Annotated in this window: 14 protein-coding genes; 11 read left to right on the top strand and 3 right to left on the bottom strand. The window is 72.5% G+C overall.

The features are described from left to right. The first annotated feature begins 1 nt into the window (after position 1). The 10 genes from B9B60_RS08530 (at position 2) to B9B60_RS08485 (ending at position 11,977) form a co-directional block, all read left to right on the top strand. Positions 2-844 carry a CoA transferase gene (locus tag B9B60_RS08530; RefSeq protein WP_084450915.1) on the top strand — a complete coding sequence of 281 codons (843 nt, stop codon included), beginning with the start codon at positions 2-4 and terminating at the stop codon, positions 842-844. 124 nt (positions 845-968) lie between these two features. After that, the gene (locus B9B60_RS08525; RefSeq protein ID WP_084450913.1) at positions 969-2,132 is read left to right on the top strand and encodes an acyl-CoA dehydrogenase family protein; all 1,164 of its coding nucleotides are present in this window, start codon (positions 969-971) and stop codon (positions 2,130-2,132) included. Positions 2,133-2,720: 588 nt separating this feature from the next. Then, the gene (locus B9B60_RS08520; protein ID WP_234993808.1) at positions 2,721-3,734 is read left to right on the top strand and encodes an endonuclease/exonuclease/phosphatase family protein; all 1,014 of its coding nucleotides are present in this window, start codon (positions 2,721-2,723) and stop codon (positions 3,732-3,734) included. A 96-nt stretch (positions 3,735-3,830) separates the two neighbouring features. Beyond that, positions 3,831-4,976, top strand: a complete 1,146-nt coding sequence (locus B9B60_RS08515) for an IS110 family RNA-guided transposase (RefSeq protein ID WP_084450912.1) — start codon at positions 3,831-3,833, stop codon at positions 4,974-4,976. A 5-nt stretch (positions 4,977-4,981) separates the two neighbouring features. Continuing rightward, positions 4,982-5,341 (top strand): hypothetical protein, encoded by a 360-nt coding sequence (locus tag B9B60_RS08510; RefSeq protein ID WP_084450911.1) that lies wholly within the window; start codon positions 4,982-4,984, stop codon positions 5,339-5,341. 146 nt (positions 5,342-5,487) lie between these two features. Beyond that, a complete protein-coding gene (locus tag B9B60_RS08505) occupies positions 5,488-8,082 on the top strand; it encodes a circularly permuted type 2 ATP-grasp protein (protein WP_084450909.1) in 2,595 nt (864 codons plus the stop codon). Then, complete coding sequence (locus B9B60_RS08500) at positions 8,079-9,164, top strand: transglutaminase family protein (RefSeq protein ID WP_159451177.1); 1,086 nt, start codon at positions 8,079-8,081, stop codon at positions 9,162-9,164. The genes B9B60_RS08505 and B9B60_RS08500 overlap by 4 nt, the downstream gene beginning before the upstream one ends. Positions 9,165-9,174: 10 nt before the next feature. Further along, entirely contained in the window at positions 9,175-10,002 is an 828-nt protein-coding gene (locus B9B60_RS08495) for a patatin-like phospholipase family protein (protein WP_084450905.1), read from the top strand. Then, positions 9,999-11,027: a 1-acyl-sn-glycerol-3-phosphate acyltransferase gene (locus tag B9B60_RS08490; protein ID WP_084450903.1), complete on the top strand. Its 1,029-nt coding sequence runs from the start codon at positions 9,999-10,001 to the stop codon at positions 11,025-11,027. The genes B9B60_RS08495 and B9B60_RS08490 overlap by 4 nt, the downstream gene beginning before the upstream one ends. A gap of 29 nt (positions 11,028-11,056) precedes the next feature. Continuing rightward, positions 11,057-11,977 (top strand): alpha/beta hydrolase, encoded by a 921-nt coding sequence (locus B9B60_RS08485; protein ID WP_143445508.1) that lies wholly within the window; start codon positions 11,057-11,059, stop codon positions 11,975-11,977. Between the two features lie 183 nt (positions 11,978-12,160). Here B9B60_RS08485 and pheA read toward each other — a convergent pair whose 3' ends face one another. The 3 genes from pheA to B9B60_RS17520 are packed head-to-tail and all read right to left on the bottom strand — an operon-like array spanning position 12,161 to position 14,772. After that, a complete protein-coding gene (pheA, locus tag B9B60_RS08480) occupies positions 12,161-13,093 on the bottom strand; it encodes a prephenate dehydratase (RefSeq protein WP_084450899.1) in 933 nt (310 codons plus the stop codon). Positions 13,094-13,123: 30 nt separating this feature from the next. Then, positions 13,124-13,531 (bottom strand): DUF4446 family protein, encoded by a 408-nt coding sequence (locus B9B60_RS08475; protein ID WP_084450897.1) that lies wholly within the window; start codon positions 13,529-13,531, stop codon positions 13,124-13,126. Then, entirely contained in the window at positions 13,528-14,772 is a 1,245-nt protein-coding gene (locus B9B60_RS17520; protein WP_234993807.1) for a glycosyltransferase 87 family protein, read from the bottom strand. Before B9B60_RS17520 ends, B9B60_RS08475 begins: the two co-directional genes overlap by 4 nt. A 54-nt stretch (positions 14,773-14,826) precedes the next feature. Here B9B60_RS17520 and B9B60_RS17515 point away from each other — a divergent pair, with 54 nt between their 5' ends. Beyond that, positions 14,827-16,980: an alkaline phosphatase family protein gene (locus B9B60_RS17515; RefSeq protein WP_234993806.1), complete on the top strand. Its 2,154-nt coding sequence runs from the start codon at positions 14,827-14,829 to the stop codon at positions 16,978-16,980.

Genomic DNA, 16,980 nt, shown 5'->3' with positions numbered 1-16,980 from the left:
CGTGTCCGGGCCCCTGACCGGCGTCCGCGTCGTCTCGATCGCCATCAACCTGCCCGGGCCGGCCGCCGTCGCGCGGCTGGCCGGGCAGGGGGCGAGCGTCGTGACGGTCCTGCCCCCGGGCGGTGACCCGATGGAGCAGTTCGCGAGGGACTACTACGACGAGCTGCACGTCGGTCAGGAGGTGCGCCGGGTCGACCTGAAGTCCGACGCCGGTCGGGCCGAGGTCGACGAGCTCCTCGCTGCCGCAGACGTCTTCGTCACGAGCTCGCGGCCGTCGGCGCTGCGCCGGCTCGGGCTCGACTTCGAGTCCGTGCATGGCCGGCACCCGCAGGTCTGCCAGGTCGACATCGTCGGCCACCCCGGCGACGACGCGGAGACCCCCGGTCACGACCTCACCTACCAGGCTGTGACCGGACTGCTCGGCGAAGGGAGGATGCCCACCACCCTCGTCGTCGACCTCGCCGGGTCGGAGCGGGCGGCGGCGGAGGCTGCGGCCGCGCTCGTGGCCCGGGCCCGCACGGGTGAAGGGGTACGCCGCGAGGTGGCCCTGTCGGACGTGTCGCAGACGATCGCCGGGCCGCTCCTGCACGGGCTCACCACACCCGGTGCCCTGCTCGGCGGCGGCCTGCCGGTCTACGCCGTCTACGACACCGCCGACCGACCGATCGCGCTCGCCGCGCTCGAGCCGCACTTCACCGCGCGGGTCGTCGAGGCGCTCGGGATCGCGCCCGAGGAGCTGACCACGGAGCGGCTGGCGGAGGTCTTCGCCACCCGCACGGCCGACGAGTGGGCCACATGGGCTGCGGAGCACGACGTGCCGCTCGCCCCCCTTCGCTCCAGCTGACCGACCCCGACCAACGTTGGTCGAGGTGCAAAGGCCGCCCGCGGCCGAGCCTCGAGACCGAGCCGGGCTTCGAGGCTCGTCGCAGAGCTCCTTGCACCTCAGCCAGCGTGAGAGAGAGGCAACGATGCCCGAGATCCTCATGCCCCAGCCCTATGTCTCCCCGTGGATGCAGGACGAGGTGGCCGACGTGCTCACCCTCGCCCGCACCTTCTTCGAACGGGAGGTGACGCCGCACGCGGAGCGCTTCGCCGAGCAGCACCAGGTCGACAAGGAGACCTGGCTGGCCGCGGGCGCCGCGGGCCTGCTGTGCATCTCGATCCCCGAGGAGTACGGCGGCGGTGGCGGCAGCTTCGCCCACGAGGCGGCCGTGATGTGGGAGCAGGGGCGGGCCGGCGACGACGCGCTCGGCTACTCCGTGCACTCCTCGATCGTCGCCCACTACCTGCTCGCCTACGGGTCCGAGGAGCAGAAGCAGAAGTGGCTGCCGCGCATGGCCTCCGGCGAGCTCATCGGTGCCATCGCGATGACCGAGCCGGGCACCGGGTCGGACCTGCAGAACATCACGACGACCGCCAAGCGCGAGGGCGACCACTACGTCATCAACGGGTCGAAGACCTTCATCACCAACTCCTCGCACGCCGGTCTCGTCGTGATCGTCGCGCGCACCGGCGGCGAAGGGGCACAAGGGATCTCGCTCATCGTGGCCGAGGTCGACGGTCTCGAAGGATTCGAGCGCGGTCGGGTGCTGCAGAAGGTCGGCCAGCACGGTCAGGACACCCGTGAGCTGGCCTTCACCGACATGCGGGTGCCCGTGGCCAACCTGCTCGGTGAGGAGGAGGGGCAGGGCTTCTACCAGCTGATGATGCAGCTGCCGCAGGAGCGGCTGGCGATCGCCGTCGGCGCGGTGGCCTCCGCCGAGCTCGCCGTGGACCTCGCGGTGGCGTACACCAAGGAGCGCACCGCCTTCGGCAAGCCGATCAGCGCCTTCCAGAACACGCGATTCACCCTCGCCGAGGTCTCCACCGACGTCATGGCGGCGCGGACCTTCCTCGACCACTGCGTCGCCCTGCACGTCGACGGCAAGCTCGACGCCGCCACCGCCTCGCGGGCGAAGTACTGGACGACGGACGTCCAGTGCGAGGTCATCGACCGCTGCCTTCAGCTCTTCGGCGGCTACGGCTACGTGCTCGAGTACCCCATCGCGCGGCTCTACGCCGGCGCGCGCGTGCAGAAGATCTACGGCGGGACCAACGAGATCATGAAGGAGCTGATCTCGCGGACCCTGTGAGGCCCTGGCGCCGCTGCTGGCGGGTCGAGGTATCCGGGTCCGCTTATTCGGTCGTGGGCACCTCGGCTCGGCCGGCAGGAGCGGCCTCAGCGAGCGAAGGGCGGCGACGTTCGGCGCGCAGGGCCGGCAGCAGGCACCAGACGCCGCCGAGACCGAAGACTCCCGCAGCCGCCATGGCCATGGGGGTCGAGGTCGCGTCGGCGAGCAGGCCCGCGAGCGCGCAGGGTGATGGCGGTCGAGCCGAAGGCGCACATCGACGCCAGTGAGAGCACGGTCGCACGGTTGGTCGAGGTCGCCTCGCGGTGCAGCAGCGCGCTGTAGGCAGGGCCCTGCATGCCGTGGCCGGTGTAGGCGAGCAGGTGCGCGACGTGTGGGCGGCCTCGCACCTCGACCAACGTGTGGGCGGCCTCGCACCGCCCACACGGAGCGTGGGACCCAGACCAGCGTGGTGTCACGGGGTCTCGAGGCTCGGCCGCGGGCGGCCTCGCACCTCGACCAGCGTGGGAGTGGGTCTCGACCAACGTGGGGGAGGGAGGTGTTCGTGTGCACGACAGGCGGTGTTCTCCCTTCGGTCCTAGCGTCGGGTCTATGACGCCACGCATCCGCACGGCCGGCGCGCTCGCCGGAGCCGCTGCCCTCGCCCTGACCCTGGCCGCGCCGGCCGCCGCCCGCCCCGGACCCGAGGAGGTGCGCTTCGCGACCTTCAACGCCTCGCTCAACCGGGCCACCGAGGGCCAGCTCGAGCAGGACCTCTCGACGGGGGACAACGAGCAGGCGCGCAATGTCGCCGAGACGATCCAGCGGGTCGACCCCGATGTCGTGCTGGTCAACGAGTTCGACTACTCCCGCAAGGCCGCTCGCCTCTTCCGCGACAACTACCTGGCCGTCGGCCAGCGAGGCGCCGACCCCGTGGACTACCCGTACCACTACATCGCGCCGAGCAACACGGGCGTGCCGAGCGGCCACGACCTCAACAACGACGGGATCGTCGGTGGCGGCGACGACGCCTACGGCTTCGGGCTCTTCCCCGGGCAGTACGGCATGGTCGTCTACAGCAAGTACCCGATCGACACGCGCAAGGTGCGCACCTTCCAGCAGCTGACGTGGCAGTCGATGCCCGGCAACCGCATGCCCACCGACTACTACTCGCCTGCCGAGCAGCGCGACCTGCGGCTGAGCAGCAAGAGCCACTGGGACCTGCCGATCCGCATCGGTCGCCAGACCGTCCACCTCCTCGCCAGCCACCCGACGCCGCCCACCTTCGACGGTCCCGAGGACCGCAACGGCCGGCGCAACGCCGACGAGATCCGCCTCTGGGCCGACTACGTGAGCGGCGGTCGTGACGCGCGCTGGATCCGCGACGACGAAGGGAGGCGAGGTGGCCTCCCGCGGGGGGCCAGCTTCGTCATCGCCGGCGACCAGAACGCCGACCCCGACGACGGCGACAGCACCGACTGCGAGCATCGTGACTGCGCCACCACCTGGGGTCTGACCCTTGCTTATGACCGGCCCTGCGGGTGCCCTCGCGTTGACGTGTCGGCCCCGGGTGGTGGCGTTCACCAGGCTGCTGGCCGGGTGGGCAGTGACCTGATAGGAGCCTGACTCGACCAGGGCCTCATCGCAGTCCTGTCCGCCCACTCCGGCCAGCTGAGCCATGGACAGCCCGCCCGGAAAGTGCGAGAGAGGATCCACAGCCCGATGCCCAGCATGCAGCTTCGGCGTGACGATGTCATCGTCGGCGTCGACACCCACAAGGACAACCACGTAGCGGTCGCGATCGACGGCTTTGGCGGCCGGCTCGGCGACATCGTCGTGCCCACCACCATCGCCGGGTTTGAGGAGCTCCTCGCCTTCTGTCTGGCCTTCGTCGGGTCGGCCGGTCGGCTGATCGGGTTCGGCGTCGAGGGCACCGGCTCCTACGGGGTCGGCTTGGCGCGCTACCTGCGCAACCACGGTCACGACGTCCACGAGATCGCCCGCCCAGCACGGGCCGCGGAACGTCGACTCGCAGGGAAGAACGACACCATCGATGCCGAGCACGCTGCACGCCAGCTACTGGCTGGGCACGGGCTGTCGACACCCAAGACCGCCGACGGCGCGGTCGAAACGATCAGGCTGGTCAAGATCGCCTACGACGGTGCCGTTCAAGCGCGGACAACCGCGATGATCACGCTCAAGGCGACCCTCGCGACCGGGAGCGAGGCGTTGCGGGCGGAGCTGGAGACGCTCACCGACCACAAGCTGATCCTCGCGTGCGCGGCGCTGGAGGGTCCGACTCCACTGCCGCCCGTGCGCCGTGGCGCACCTGCCGTTGTTGTGCCGGGCGACCCGGATGTGGCGATGCGACACGTGCTGTCCTCGATGGCGAAGCGTTGGCTGGCGCTGCACGAGGAGGCCAAGGCTCACGCCGCATCACTGAAGGCACTCACTGCGGCCGCTGCGCCCCAGCTCGTCGAGGCCGTCGGCGTCGGCTACGACACTGCGGCACAGATGCTGATCACCGCCGGCGACAACGCCAACCGGATCAAGTCCGAGGCAGCGTTTGCCAAGATGTGTGGCGCGTGCCCGATCCCGGCTGGATCCGGCAAGACCAACAGCCGGCACCGTCTGTACCGCGGCGGGAACCGGCAGGCCAACGCCGCGCTGTATCGCGTGGTCATCGTGCGCATGCGCTGGCATCAGCCGACGATCGACTACGTGGCCCGTCGCACCGCCGAGGGCATGTCGAAGCGGGAGATCATCCGGTGCCTGAAGCGGTACTTCGCTCGCGAGCTCTTCCGCCTGCTGCTGGCCCCGGACGCCATCGCCAAGCCCGTTAATGGAGAGCTCGAAATCGCGGCCTGATCGACTTGACGATCTATAGGAGCATCAACGCGATCCACCAGCTGCTCGACCACCCGCGGGTCAACACCTCGAAGACGCCGACGAGCCGCGGTGCCGTCGAGGCGAGCGAGCAGCAGGGCGGGATCAACGACGAGCACGTCGGCGACCCGGCGGAGGACACCGCCGACTTCGCCGAGCCGCCGGGCAACATCCGCGCCGACTACGTCCTGCCGAGCAGCGACCTGCCGATCCGGGACGCGCGGGTCTTCTGGCCCACGAGCGACAGCCCGCTGCACCGACTCACCGGCAGCTACCCCTTCCCGACGAGCGACCACCGGCTGGTGTGGGTCGACACGACCGTGGGGCGGGGGCACGGCCGGGGCTGACCCCCCCTTCGCGCCAACTCAGCAAGACAAACTGCCCCTCCGCAAGGGTTTGAAACTCTTGCGAAGGGGCAGTTTCTCGGGTGACCCGAGAATCGTGGGGCGGATGAGGTTCGGGCCCGCCCACCCAACCGCGTTAGTGTCGCCACATGTCCGCAGCGGCCAGCGCAGAGACCTCCTCCGGCCTGATCGACGACTACCGCGAGGTCGTCACGAGCAGCGAGGGCGTCGACGAGCTCGTGACGCTCGAGGGGGTCCGTGAGGCCTCCGAGCCGCTCGCCGACCAGGTCGGCGGGGCCGGGCTGACGGCGCTGCTCGCGGCCCGTGCTGCGGCCCGGCGCTTCGTCGCCGACGACGGCATCACTTACGGCGCGAGCATCACCCCCGACGAGGACGCGACCGCCGAGGGCCGGCAGATCCCGACCGAGCCGCGCGAGTGGGAGCTCGACCCGCTGCCGCTGACCTTCGGCGCCGGCGAGTGGAGCACCCTCGAGCAGGGCGTGCGCCAGCGGGCCGCACTGCTCGACGCCGTGCTCACCGACCTCACCGGCGAGCAGCGACTGGTGCGCGACGGCGTCGTCCCCGGGGCGGCGGTCTACGGCCACGACGGCTGGCTGCCGCAGGCCGACGGGATCCAGCTGCCCGGTCCCCGCCAGCTCGTCATGCCCGCGATGGACCTCGCCCGGGACCGCAACGGCACCTGGCGCGTCTTCGCCGATCGCACCCAGGCCCCGAGCGGCGCCGGCTACGCGATGGCCAACCGCCGGATCATCGCCCGCGTCCTGCCCGACCTGCACCGCCAGGTCGACCTCGCCCGACTGCGCGGCTTCTTCTTCCAGGTGCAGAAGGCGCTCGTCACCGCCGCCCCGCAGACCGACGACGTGCCGCGCGTCGTCATCCTCACCCCCGGTGCCCTGAGCGACGCGGCCTTCGACGAGGCGCTGCAGTCCACCGTGCTCGGTGTCCCCGTCGTCGAGTCCGAGGACCTCGTCAGCCGCGACGGGCGGATCTGGATGCGCACGACCTCCGGGCTGACCCCGGTCGACGTCATCATGCGCCGCGTCGAGGGCGATGCCATCGACCAGCTCGACCTGCGCGGCGACTCGCGCCTCGGCCTGCCCGGCCTCGTCGAGGCCGCCCGGCTGGGCAATGTCTCGGTCGTCAACCCGATCTCCTCGGGCGTCCTCGAGAACCCGGCGCTCATCCCCTACCTGCCGCAGATCTGCCGCCAGGTCCTCGGCGAGGACCTGCTCCTCGCCTCCACCCAGACCTGGTGGGCCGGCGACCCGACCCACCTGAGCCACATCGTCACCCAGCTGGGCAGCCTCGTCGTCAAGCCGGCCTCGCGCAGCGGCGCGACCAACTCGGTCTTCGGCTGGCAGCTGAGCGCACAGGAACGCGACGACCTCGCGATGCGCATCCAGGCGGAGCCCTGGCGCTGGACCGCGCAGGACCCGTTGACGATGTCGACCGCCCCGGTCGTCACCGCCGGTGGCCTCGAGCCGCGCCATGTCGTGCTGCGCACCTTCGCCGTCGCCGACGAGGAGGACTACGCCGTCATGCCCGGCGGCCTCGGCCGCGTCTCGGTGCGGGCCGACTCCGGCGAGATCTCGAGCCTCACCGGCGCGATGAGCAAGGACGTGTGGGTCCGCGTCGACAGCGAGACCCCGCGCCCCGAGGGCGAGGTCCTCCCCGTCTCGAGCCTGCTCGAGGGCACGAGCGCGGCCGGCTATGCCGCACCGGCCCCCCGTGTCGCCGCCGACCTCTACTGGATGGGCCGCTACGCCGAGCGCGCCGAAGCGGCCGCCCGCCTGCTGCGAGTCGCCGACAACCTCGTCGACGACCACGCCGCCCGCCCCGGCACGACCGGCCACGCCGCGATGCTCGCGATCCTCGGGGCGGTCACCGAGGTCATGGCCGTGCGCCCGGGGTTCATCGGCGAGGAGGCGCAGGAGCGCCGGGCGGACCCGCTGCCGCACCTGCGCGAGCTGACGCTCGACCCGCGGATCGTCGGGTCGGTCGCCTATGCCACCCACCGCGCCGTCATCGCCGCCCAGGCCGTGCGCGAGAGCCTGTCGCTCGACACCTGGCTGGTCATGTCGCGCCTCGAGCGGACCCTGCAGCACGCCCTCCCCCAGGACGACCTGCAGGAGCTGCTCATGGAGACGATCGAGGGTCTGCTCGCGCTCGCGGGCATCGGCGTCGAGTCCCTCATCCGCGACCCGGCCTGGGCCTTCGCCGACGCCGGCAAGCGCGTCGAGCGCGCCCAGCAGACGATCCGGCTGCTCGCCTCGGTCATCGCCGTCGAGCGCACCCCCGTCGTCGAGGGCACGACGACCGAGGCAGCCCTCCTCGCCGCCGAGTCGGTCATCACCTATCGCCGTCGGCTCACCGCGGGCCTCGGCGGGATGTCGGCGCTGCAGGCCGCCCTCGACCTGCTCCTGCGGGACCGGACCAACCCGCGCTCGGTCGCCTTCCAGGTCGACCGGCTCGTCGAGGGGCTCGAGCTCATCGACGACGAGGCCGCGCTGCCGCAGGCGCGGGCCATCGCCGACCAGATCGCCGGGCTCGACCTCGACGCGCTCTTCGCCGACAACCGCACGCCCCTCGTGCGCACCCTGACCCGGCTCGGCACCGACCTGCGCGAGACGCACCGGTCCATCGACCGGGCCTACTTCCAGCGCAAGACCCCGGGCCGCAACGTCCAGTGGGTCCAGTGGAACGGTGGGGAGGAGTCCTGGTGAGCACCGACGAGCAGCCTGCCGACGAGCAGCCCCCCGCCGACGAGTCCACGCCTGACGTCGTCAAGCCGAAGGGGGAGTCCTCCGTCCCCGAGCGGCCGCCGGCTCCCGAGCCGGTCGCCACCGGCGACCCCACGGTCCCCGTGATCAAGCCGGAGCACCACACCCTTCGTCAGTACGAGGTGCGCCACCGCACGACCTACACCTACGAGGAGTACGTCACCGACTCCTTCGGCCGGGCGCTGCTGCGCCCCAGGGAGACCGGGCAGCAGCGCGTCCTCGAGCACCGGGTGGAGATCTCGCCGGAGCCGCACATCCTCACCGAACACGTCGACCACTTCGGCAACCACTCGAGCTTCTACGAGGTGCGCACGCCGCACACGGTCCTCGACGTCAACAAGGTCAGCCTCATGGAGATCGAGTGGCCGGCCCCCGACATGGAGCGGCTGGGCCAGTGGACCGTCGCCGAGGCCGCCGAGCTGCTCGCGGCGGGTGAGGGCATCGACCGCGCCGAAGCCGCCCAGTACCTCCTGCCGTCCGCGCTCGTCGAGATCGCGCCCGAGGTCGTCGCCTACTCGGCCGGCATCCTGCCGCCGGACCGGCCCTTCGGCGAGGCTCTCGTGGCGCTCTACGCCGACATCTACCGCGACTTCCGCTATGCCAAGGGCACGACGAGCGTCAAGACGACGCTGCCCGAGCTGCTCGCCCAGCGCGAAGGCGTCTGCCAGGACTTCGCCCACCTCGCCGCCGGGTGCCTGCGCGCCGTCGGCATCCCCGGCCGCTACGTCTCGGGCTACATCGAGACCCGACCGGCGCCGGGCAAGGTCAAGCTCCAGGGCTCCGACGCCTCGCACGCGTGGGTCGCGGCGATGACGCCCGACGGCGACTGGGTCGACCTCGACCCGACCAACAACCACTTCGCCGACTCGCGCTACATCGTCACGGGGTGGGGGCGCGACTTCCGCGACGTCTCGCCGCTCAAGGGCGTGATCTTCGGCGAAGGGGGTGGCTCCAGCCTCAAGGTCGGCGTCGACGTCATCCCCCAGGACGGTTCCGACCCGCGGGCCGACACCCCCGCCCAGTAATCTGACGCCCATGTCCACGACCGCCTTCGTCCTCGGCGGAGGCGGTGTCCTCGGAGCCACGCAGGTCGGCATGCTGCGCGCGCTCCTCGCCGCGGGCATCACCCCCGACCTGGTCGTCGGCACGAGCATCGGCTCGGTCAACGGCGCCTTCGTCGCCGCCGACCCCACCGCCGACGGCGTGGCCCGGCTCGAGGAGCTGTGGCGCGACGTCGTCCGCTCGGGCGAGATGAGCGAGAGCCCGGTCCGTCAGGCCGCGCGCTTCGCGCGCCACGGCACCCACGTCATGCGACGCGGGCTGATCCCCGGGCTCGTCCAGCGCCACCTCGGGGTCGACCTCATCGAGGACCTGCCGGTGCCCTTCCAGTGCGTCGCCGCCGAGATCGAGAGCTCGGCCTCGCGGTGGTTCACCGCCGGGCCGATCGCCACGGCGGTCGCCGCGAGCTGCGCGGTGCCGGGTCTCTTCGCGCCGGTCGAGATCGACGGGGCGCACTACTACGACGGCGGGCTCGTCCACTCGATCCCGGTCGGGCGGGCGATCGCCCTGGGCGCCACCGAGATCCACGTGCTGCAGGTCGGCCGGGTCGAGCAGCTGCTCTCCGCGCCGACCAACCCGCTCGACGTCGGTCTGGTGGCCTTCGAGATCGCGCGGCGGCACCGCTTCGTCGAGGAGATCGCCGAGGTTCCCGACTCGGTGCGCCTGCACGTGCTGCCGAGCGGCACCGACAAGGCACCGACGACGTCGGTACCGCTCGGCCGGGGCACCATGGCCAAGGTCGAGGACCGGATGTCCCGGGCCTTCGACGCGACGAGCGCCTACCTCGACGGGACCACGCGATGAGGATCAGTGCCCTCCCTTCGCTCCCGGCGCCGCCGCTGTGGCTGCGGATCGTCCTGCAGGCGATCTACCCGCTCTTCGGCATCGTCATGTCGCTGCTCTTCCTCGTGCTCGTGCCCTTCCTGCTGCTGCTGTGGCCGTGGGACCGGCACCTCGCGCTGCTGCGCTGCCTCTTCCTCACCGTCTACATCATGTGGGAGGACATCGGCCTCGTCGTCGAGTGCTGGTACCTGCGGCTGCGCTCGCCGCGCGGTACGAGCCCGACGTGGGACGCCGACCACCTCGCCCTGATCCAGCGCGCCCTCAACAACGTGCTCTACACGGCCAAGAAGGTCGTCGGCTTCCACATCGAGATCGAGGGTGAGATGACCGTGGGACGCCCCGGCCACCCGCTCGTCGTCATCTCCCGGCACGCCGGCCCCGCCGACTCGCTCGCCATCGCCTGGCTGCTCGCGGGCACGGCCGGGCGGATCCCGCGGATCGTCCTCGCCGACGCGATGCTCTGGGACCCGGGCATCGCGATGGTGCTGCAGCGGCTCGACTCCTACTTCGTGCCCTCGCGCTCCGGCGCCGGCGACGACCGGACCAAGGGGGTCGCGACGCTCGCCTCGACCCTCTCGGCCAAGGACGCGATGCTCATCTTCCCCGAGGGGCGCAACTGGACCCGCGAGCGGCACGAGGACCAGCTGCGGAGGCTCAAGGCGGCGGGCGAGGCCGACCGGCTCGCCACCGCGGTCTCGAGGCCGTGGGTGCTCGAAGCTCGCTCCCGCGGCGTCGCGTCGATGCGTCAGCACGCGCCCGACGCCGATGTCATGGTCATCTCGCACACCGGGCTCGACATGATCTCGGGGCCGGCCGCGGTGATCCGGGCCGTGCCCTTCCGCAACCGGCTGCTCATCCGGGGCCGCACCTATCGCAGCGAGGACGTGCCGACCGACGGCGACGCGGTCGCCGAGTGGCTCGACGCGCGGTGGGGCGAGGTCAACCACTGGGTCGACACCCGGATCAGCGGGCGCGAGCACCTGTGAAGCCGTGGTTCCCGCCGACGGTGAGCTCGGTGGCCGTTGCGGCGGCGGACGAGGCGGACAACCGCGTGCACCGGTGGCCGCTCACGCCCCGGATCACCCGCTGGCTGCGGACGAAGGGGGCCGAGGCCCGCCTTGCCGGATTTGAGGCGGATCGCGCTGCCCTGGGGGTCGAGGTCGAGCGCGATGTCCGCGGGGACCTGGTGCTGACGAGTTCGCATTGCCGTAGGGCAATGCGAACTGAGGGGGCGTGGGTGCTGTGGGTGCACGGGGGCGGCTTCTGCTGGGGGTCGGCGCATGACGGGACCGGGCTGCGGCTCGCGGCCGGGCTCGGGCGCCCGGTCGTCTCGGTCGAGTACCCGCTCGCGCCCGAGGCGCGCTTCCCGGTGGCCATCGAGCACTGCCTGGCGGCCTACGAGGCCGGGGTGCGCGAGCGCGGGCCGCGCGTGCTGCTCGGTGGCGTCTCCGCCGGTGCCAACCTGGCCCTCGGTGTGCTGCAACGGATCCGGCAGCAGCGTGCGGCCGGCGAGGACCTGCCGCTGCCGCTCGGGGTGGTGGGGTTGACCCCCTTCGGAGACCTGGCAGGGGAGGGCGACTCCTATCGCGTCAACGAACGGCGCGACGCCTACCTGCGCTGGCGCGGGCAGCAGGAGCGCTTCGCGCGGGCCTATGCCGGGTCGGCGGACCTGCGCGACCCGCTCGTCTCCCCGGTGCACGCCGACTGGTCGGGCGAAGCGCTGCCGCCGGCGATCTTCACGACCGGCACGCGCGACCTCTTCCTCTCGGACACCGCCCGGATCCACACCGCGTGGCGGGCCGCCGGTGGCGACGCGGACCTCGTGCTCGCCGAGGGGATGTGGCACTCGTACCTGTCCGACGCACGGCTGCCCGAGTCGGCCGGGCTGATGACCCGGCTGCTCGACTGGTGCGAGGGCGTGCTGGCGGGTCGGTGAGCGTGACCCGTCTGGTGGAGCAGCGGCGTCGTGGGTTGAGGGGCCCGGTGGTCGCCGGACCCGGGGGCGGTGGCGACGTGAGCCGAGCCCGGCCAGCGCACTACGCTCCTGCTCCACCAGGTGGGTCAATGACGCGCGGCTGCCGCCGCCCGCACCGGCTCACCGCCTGCGGCAGCGCGAGCCTCATCCGCCCAGCCGGCGCAGCCGGTCGAGCCACTCCCGCGCGGCGACGAAGGCCGCGTCGCTCGTGATCGGGTCGACCGAGATCGGGGTGCCGGCGGCGGCCGGGTAGGACCCGAGGAAGCGCACGTCGGCGCACACCCGGTGCAGGCTCATCAGCGCCGCGCCCACCCGCTCGTCCTGCACGTGCCCCTCGAGGTCGATGGAGAAGCAGTAGGAGCCCATCGACTCCTTCGTCGGCCGCGACTCGAGCCGGGTCATGTTGATCCCGCGGACGGCGAACTGCTCGAGCAGCTCGAGCAGCCCGCCCGCGCGGTCGCTGCGCTGGTAGAGCACGACCGTCGTCTTGTCGCGTCCGGTGGGCGCCGGGAGCCAGTCGGGCCGGGAGACGACGACGAAGCGGGTCACCGCATTGGTCATGTCACCGATGTCGTGCCCGACGACCTCGAGCCCGAAGTGCTCGGCCGCGATCGGCGCGCACACCGCGACGTCGTAGCCGACCTCGCCCGGGTGCTCGGCCAGGTCCTTGGCCGCCGACGCCGTCGACAGCGTCGGGACGTAGATCGCCTGCGGCGCAGCCTTGCCGGCCCATCCGCGGACCTGTGCCCACGCGTGGCTGTGGGTGCCGATGGCGCGCGCCGCGGCCAGCGTGGTGCCCGGCCGGGCGCATGCGACGAAGGTGATCGGCACGAGGACCTCGCCGACGATGACGAGCGGGTCACCCGAGGCGAGGGCGTCGAGGGTGGCCGAGACACCCCCTTCGACGGAGTTTTCGATCGGGACGACCGCCGCGTCGACCTCGCCCGAGCGCAGCGCGTCGAGGGCCGCGTCGACCGACCCGAGCGGCACCTGCTCGTGCTCCGCGTCGGCCACCCACGACAGCAGCGCCTGCTGGGTGAAGGTGCCCTCGGGGCCGAGGTAGGCGTAGCGGGTCATCTCTCTCCTCCTGGTGACGGACGAAGGGGGTCAGGCGTCCGGTGACCCGGTGCGGGCCGCGGCGAGCGCCTGGCGCTCCTCCGGGGTGAGCGTGGCGTCGGCATCGCCACCGACGACGCCCTTGGCGTAGGTCCGCGACTCCCCGCGGCCGTGGATGCTGCTCACGACGAGGCCGTCGCCGGCGTCGTCGATGATCGCCGCGGAAAAGGACAGCCGCCCGCCCATGTCGCCGAAGGCGTCGTAGCGCACGACCGCCACGTGACGCAGCGCCTGCGCGATGTCGTGGCGAAGGGAGGCGAGGTCGCCTTCGCCGACGGGTGAGCGGTGCTCGAGCTCGGCGACCCGTGCCGCGAGCCGCCGGCAGGCGGCCAGCGCGACGGCGGCGAGTGCCAGCGCGACGACGAGCCCGCACAGCAGGGCGATCTCGACGGCGGTCATGGCGTCACCCTAGGCGCTGCCTCCGGCTCCGCGGCCGTCATCTCACGGTCGCTGCGCCGCACCGCCCACGCGAGGAGCACGAGGACGACGACGCTGCCGATGACATTGCCCTCCTGGAGCAGGTCGCCGACCCAGCGCGGCTCCCGGTCGGCGCGCACCCACAGCACGCCCCAGAAGGGCAGGGTGCAGACGAACCACGCGACGACGACGGCGGCAGCGGCGACGCGCGGCCAGTCCGGCCGGCGCCAGCGCACGACGCATGGGCCGAGGATCGCCGGGACGATGACCATGATCCAGTGCAGATGGTGCACCCACGAGACCGGGGAGAGCAGGAAGCCGGCGAGCCCGACGGCCGCGACCTCGGCGACCCAGTCGCCCTGGCGGTGCGCCCGGCGGGCGACCCAGTAGACGGCGACCCCCACGACGAGCAGCCACGGTGCCCACCCGAGCAGCAGCTCGGGGCCGTCGAGGCCACGCCGCAGGAGCGTCGCGCGGAAGGCCTGGTTGGCCGACCCCTCGTTGGGGCCCAGCCGGGTCGGGTCCGACAGCGCCCCGCCCCAGAAGGCGAAGGAGGCCTGCGGCAGGAGGAACCATGCCGCCAGCGAGACGAAGGTCGCCGTCCCGATGGCCCATCCGGCCTCGCGCCACCGCTTGCCCACGAGGTAGTGGATGACGAAGACGCCCGGCGTCAACTTGATCGCCATGGCGAGACCGACGAGCACGCCCGGTGGCACCGTCATCAGCCAGCGCTGCCGGGGCCGCTGCAGGTCGAGCAGGCAGGCGAGGACGAGGAAGGCGTTGACCTGGGCGAAGCGGATCCCGTCACCGACCGGCTGGGTCCACAGGAAGCCGGCGGCGACGACCCCGACGAGCACCGGCGCCCACACCCCGACCCGCTCGCGCAGCCGGTACCAGGCGAACCAGACGATCGCGACGTCGGCGGCCAGCTGGGCGATGGTCCACCCCCAGGCCGCCACCTCGAAGGGGACGAAGGCCAGCGGGACGGACAGGAAGGCCGCGATCGGCGGGTAGGTGAAGGGCAGTAGCTGCGGCGGCTGGGTCATCTGCGCGTAGATGTCGCGCCCCTGCAGCACCGACAGGCCGCCCTCGCGGTAGACCTGCACGTCGACCTGCCATTGGTCCTGCGGGAAGAAGATGAGGAACTTCGCCACCGGCCAGGCCGCGACGAGCACGAAGAGGACGACCCCGAGGATCAGGTGGGGTCGGCTCAGGCGGCGCATGTCGCCATTGTGTCCGACGCCTCCCCGCCCGGCCCGGATCACTACGGTGGGTCCATGGCCAGCGGACGTCACCCCCTTCGTCCCCGGGGTGCGCCCGCCCTGCTGCTGGCCCTGCTCGTCCTCGCGGGTCTGGCCGTGCCGCCGGCCTCCGCCGCCCCGCAGGACGAAGGGGGACCCCGTGACGTCGTCGTCATCGGCGCCCCCGGCCTGTCGTGGAGCGACGTGACCGAGGAGGGCGCGCCGGCGATCACGAGCTTCGCGAAGGGGGCGGCCCTGGCCAACCTCAACGTGCGGTCGACGTATTTCACGTCGTGTCCCAGCGATGGCTGGCTCGGGTTGTCTGCCGGGACCCGCGCCGCCGAGCCGCGCGACGTGACGCGCGCCCAGCTGCGCGCCGACCCGCGGGCGCTGCCGACGTGCAGCGCCCTGCCGCAGGTCGACAGCTCGTCCGACCTCACGACCGTCGAGATGGACCCGCAGTACTGGGCCGACCTGTCGCAGCGGATCTCCCAGCAGGGCTTCGACGCGCAGATCGGGACGCTCGGCGAGACCGCCGAGGAGGCGGGCGTCTGCGTCTCCGGCAGCGGACCGGGGTCGGTCCTGGCCGTCGTCGACCACGCCGGCGGCGGCTGGTCCGGGAGGGCGGGGATCAACGAGCCGTGCCCGATCACCCTCGTCGGCGCCCCCGCGATCACGGTGCCCGACGGGGTCCGGGCCCAGCAGGTCGCGGCGGTCGACCGCACCGTCGCCGACGTCGTCGCGTCGGTCGACGGCGACACGGTCGTCATCCTCGCCGGCCTCTCCGACGACGGCGGGAAGCCCGGGCTGCGGGTGCTCGCGATGCACGGCGCCGACGTCGAGCCGGGCTGGCTGCACTCCGACTCGACGACCCGCGACGAGATGGCCCAGGTCGCCGACGTCACCCACACGACGCTCGCGCTCGCCGGGCTGACGCCCCCCGACCGGGTCACCGGCCGAATGCTCGTGCCGGTCCTCGACGACGGCGCCTACGAGGACCGGCGCGCCTCGCTCGTCGACGACGACGCCCAGCTGCGCGCGGCCGACGAGGTCATCCCGCCCTTCTTCCGGGGCTTCGGCCTCGGGCTCGCCGGGCTGCTCGTCATCGCCGGGCTCGGCGGGGCGCTGGGCCCGCGGTCCCGCCGCCCCGTCGTCCGTCGTGCCGTCGGCGTCGTCGCCCTGGCGGCGATGGCGGTGCCCGCCTCGACCTACCTGCTGACGCTCACCCGGTGGTTCGACACGCCTTCTGCCATGGGCGGGTTCGTCCTGCGGCTGGTCGTCATCGACCTGGCCCTGCTGGCGCTGGTGCTGGTGGTCGTGCTGCTCGTCCAGCGGCGCTGGCCCGGTGACGAGGGAGCGTCGGGCGGGCCACGACGGGCGGCGCTCGTCGCCGTCGGGACCGTCGCCGGCGTGACGTGGGGTCTGCTCGCCGTCGACCTGCTCCTCGGCGGGCGCATGACGATGCTGTCCGTCCTCGGTCTGCTGCCCCTCGACGGCGGCCGCTTCCACGGCTTCGGCAACGTGCCCTTCGCGATCTTCGTCGCGGCGGCCTTCTTCCTCATGGCGGCGCTGGCCTCCCCCTTCGTCGCGGCGGGGCGCCGGCGGACGGCTGCGCTGGTCGTCGCGGTCGTGGGGGGCGCGACCTTCGTCGTCGACGCCTGGCTCGGAGCCGACGGCGGGGGCGCGCTCGCGCTCATCCCGTCCGTCGGCTACCTCGTGCTGGCCGTGGCGGGGGTCCGGCTCGGCTGGGGCAAGGTCCTGGCGATCGGGGTCGCGACGGTCGTCGGCTTCCTCGCGATGGCCGGGCTGGACTGGCTGCGTCCCGAGGAGTCGCGCACCCACCTGGGACGCTTCTTCGGCAGCCTGCTCGCTGGCGACGCGTGGGGGATCCTCGTGCGCAAGCTCGAGACCAATGTCGACCTGCTCCTCGGGCCGGAGCGGACCGCGCTGCTCGTGCCGGTCGTCCTCGTCGCCGTCATCTGGGTGCTGGCGCGGCCGGACAGCGCTGCGGGGCAACGGATCCAGCCCGTCCTGGCGGCATACCCGGCCCTGCGCGTGGGACTCATCGGTCTCGTCGTCGCGCTCACCGTGGGCTTCCTGCTCAACGACTCGGGCACCGCGATCCCGGCTGCGGCAGCTCTCGTCCTCGCGCCGGCGCTGCTCGTCCTGTGGGCCGGTGCCGGCGACTGA

The organism is Janibacter indicus (assembly GCF_900176385.1).
GTDB classification, from domain to species: Bacteria; Actinomycetota; Actinomycetes; order Actinomycetales; family Dermatophilaceae; genus Janibacter; species Janibacter indicus.
This window is presented reverse-complemented; position numbering and strand designations above follow the sequence as displayed.

Bases quoted from the DNA above. Each gene is read 5' to 3' on its own strand.
- B9B60_RS08525 (WP_084450913.1), top strand. From the start codon at position 969: ATGCCCGAGATCCTCATGCCCCAGCCCTATGTCTCCCCGTGGATGCAG.
- B9B60_RS08520 (WP_234993808.1), top strand. From the start codon at position 2,721: ATGACGCCACGCATCCGCACGGCCGGCGCGCTCGCCGGAGCCGCTGCC.
- B9B60_RS08515 (WP_084450912.1), top strand. From the start codon at position 3,831: ATGCCCAGCATGCAGCTTCGGCGTGACGATGTCATCGTCGGCGTCGAC.
- B9B60_RS08505 (WP_084450909.1), top strand. From the start codon at position 5,488: ATGTCCGCAGCGGCCAGCGCAGAGACCTCCTCCGGCCTGATCGACGAC.
- B9B60_RS08495 (WP_084450905.1), top strand. From the start codon at position 9,175: ATGTCCACGACCGCCTTCGTCCTCGGCGGAGGCGGTGTCCTCGGAGCC.
- B9B60_RS08490 (WP_084450903.1), top strand. From the start codon at position 9,999: ATGAGGATCAGTGCCCTCCCTTCGCTCCCGGCGCCGCCGCTGTGGCTG.
- pheA (WP_084450899.1), bottom strand. From the start codon at position 13,093: ATGACCCGCTACGCCTACCTCGGCCCCGAGGGCACCTTCACCCAGCAG.
- B9B60_RS08475 (WP_084450897.1), bottom strand. From the start codon at position 13,531: ATGACCGCCGTCGAGATCGCCCTGCTGTGCGGGCTCGTCGTCGCGCTG.
- B9B60_RS17520 (WP_234993807.1), bottom strand. From the start codon at position 14,772: ATGCGCCGCCTGAGCCGACCCCACCTGATCCTCGGGGTCGTCCTCTTC.
- B9B60_RS17515 (WP_234993806.1), top strand. From the start codon at position 14,827: ATGGCCAGCGGACGTCACCCCCTTCGTCCCCGGGGTGCGCCCGCCCTG.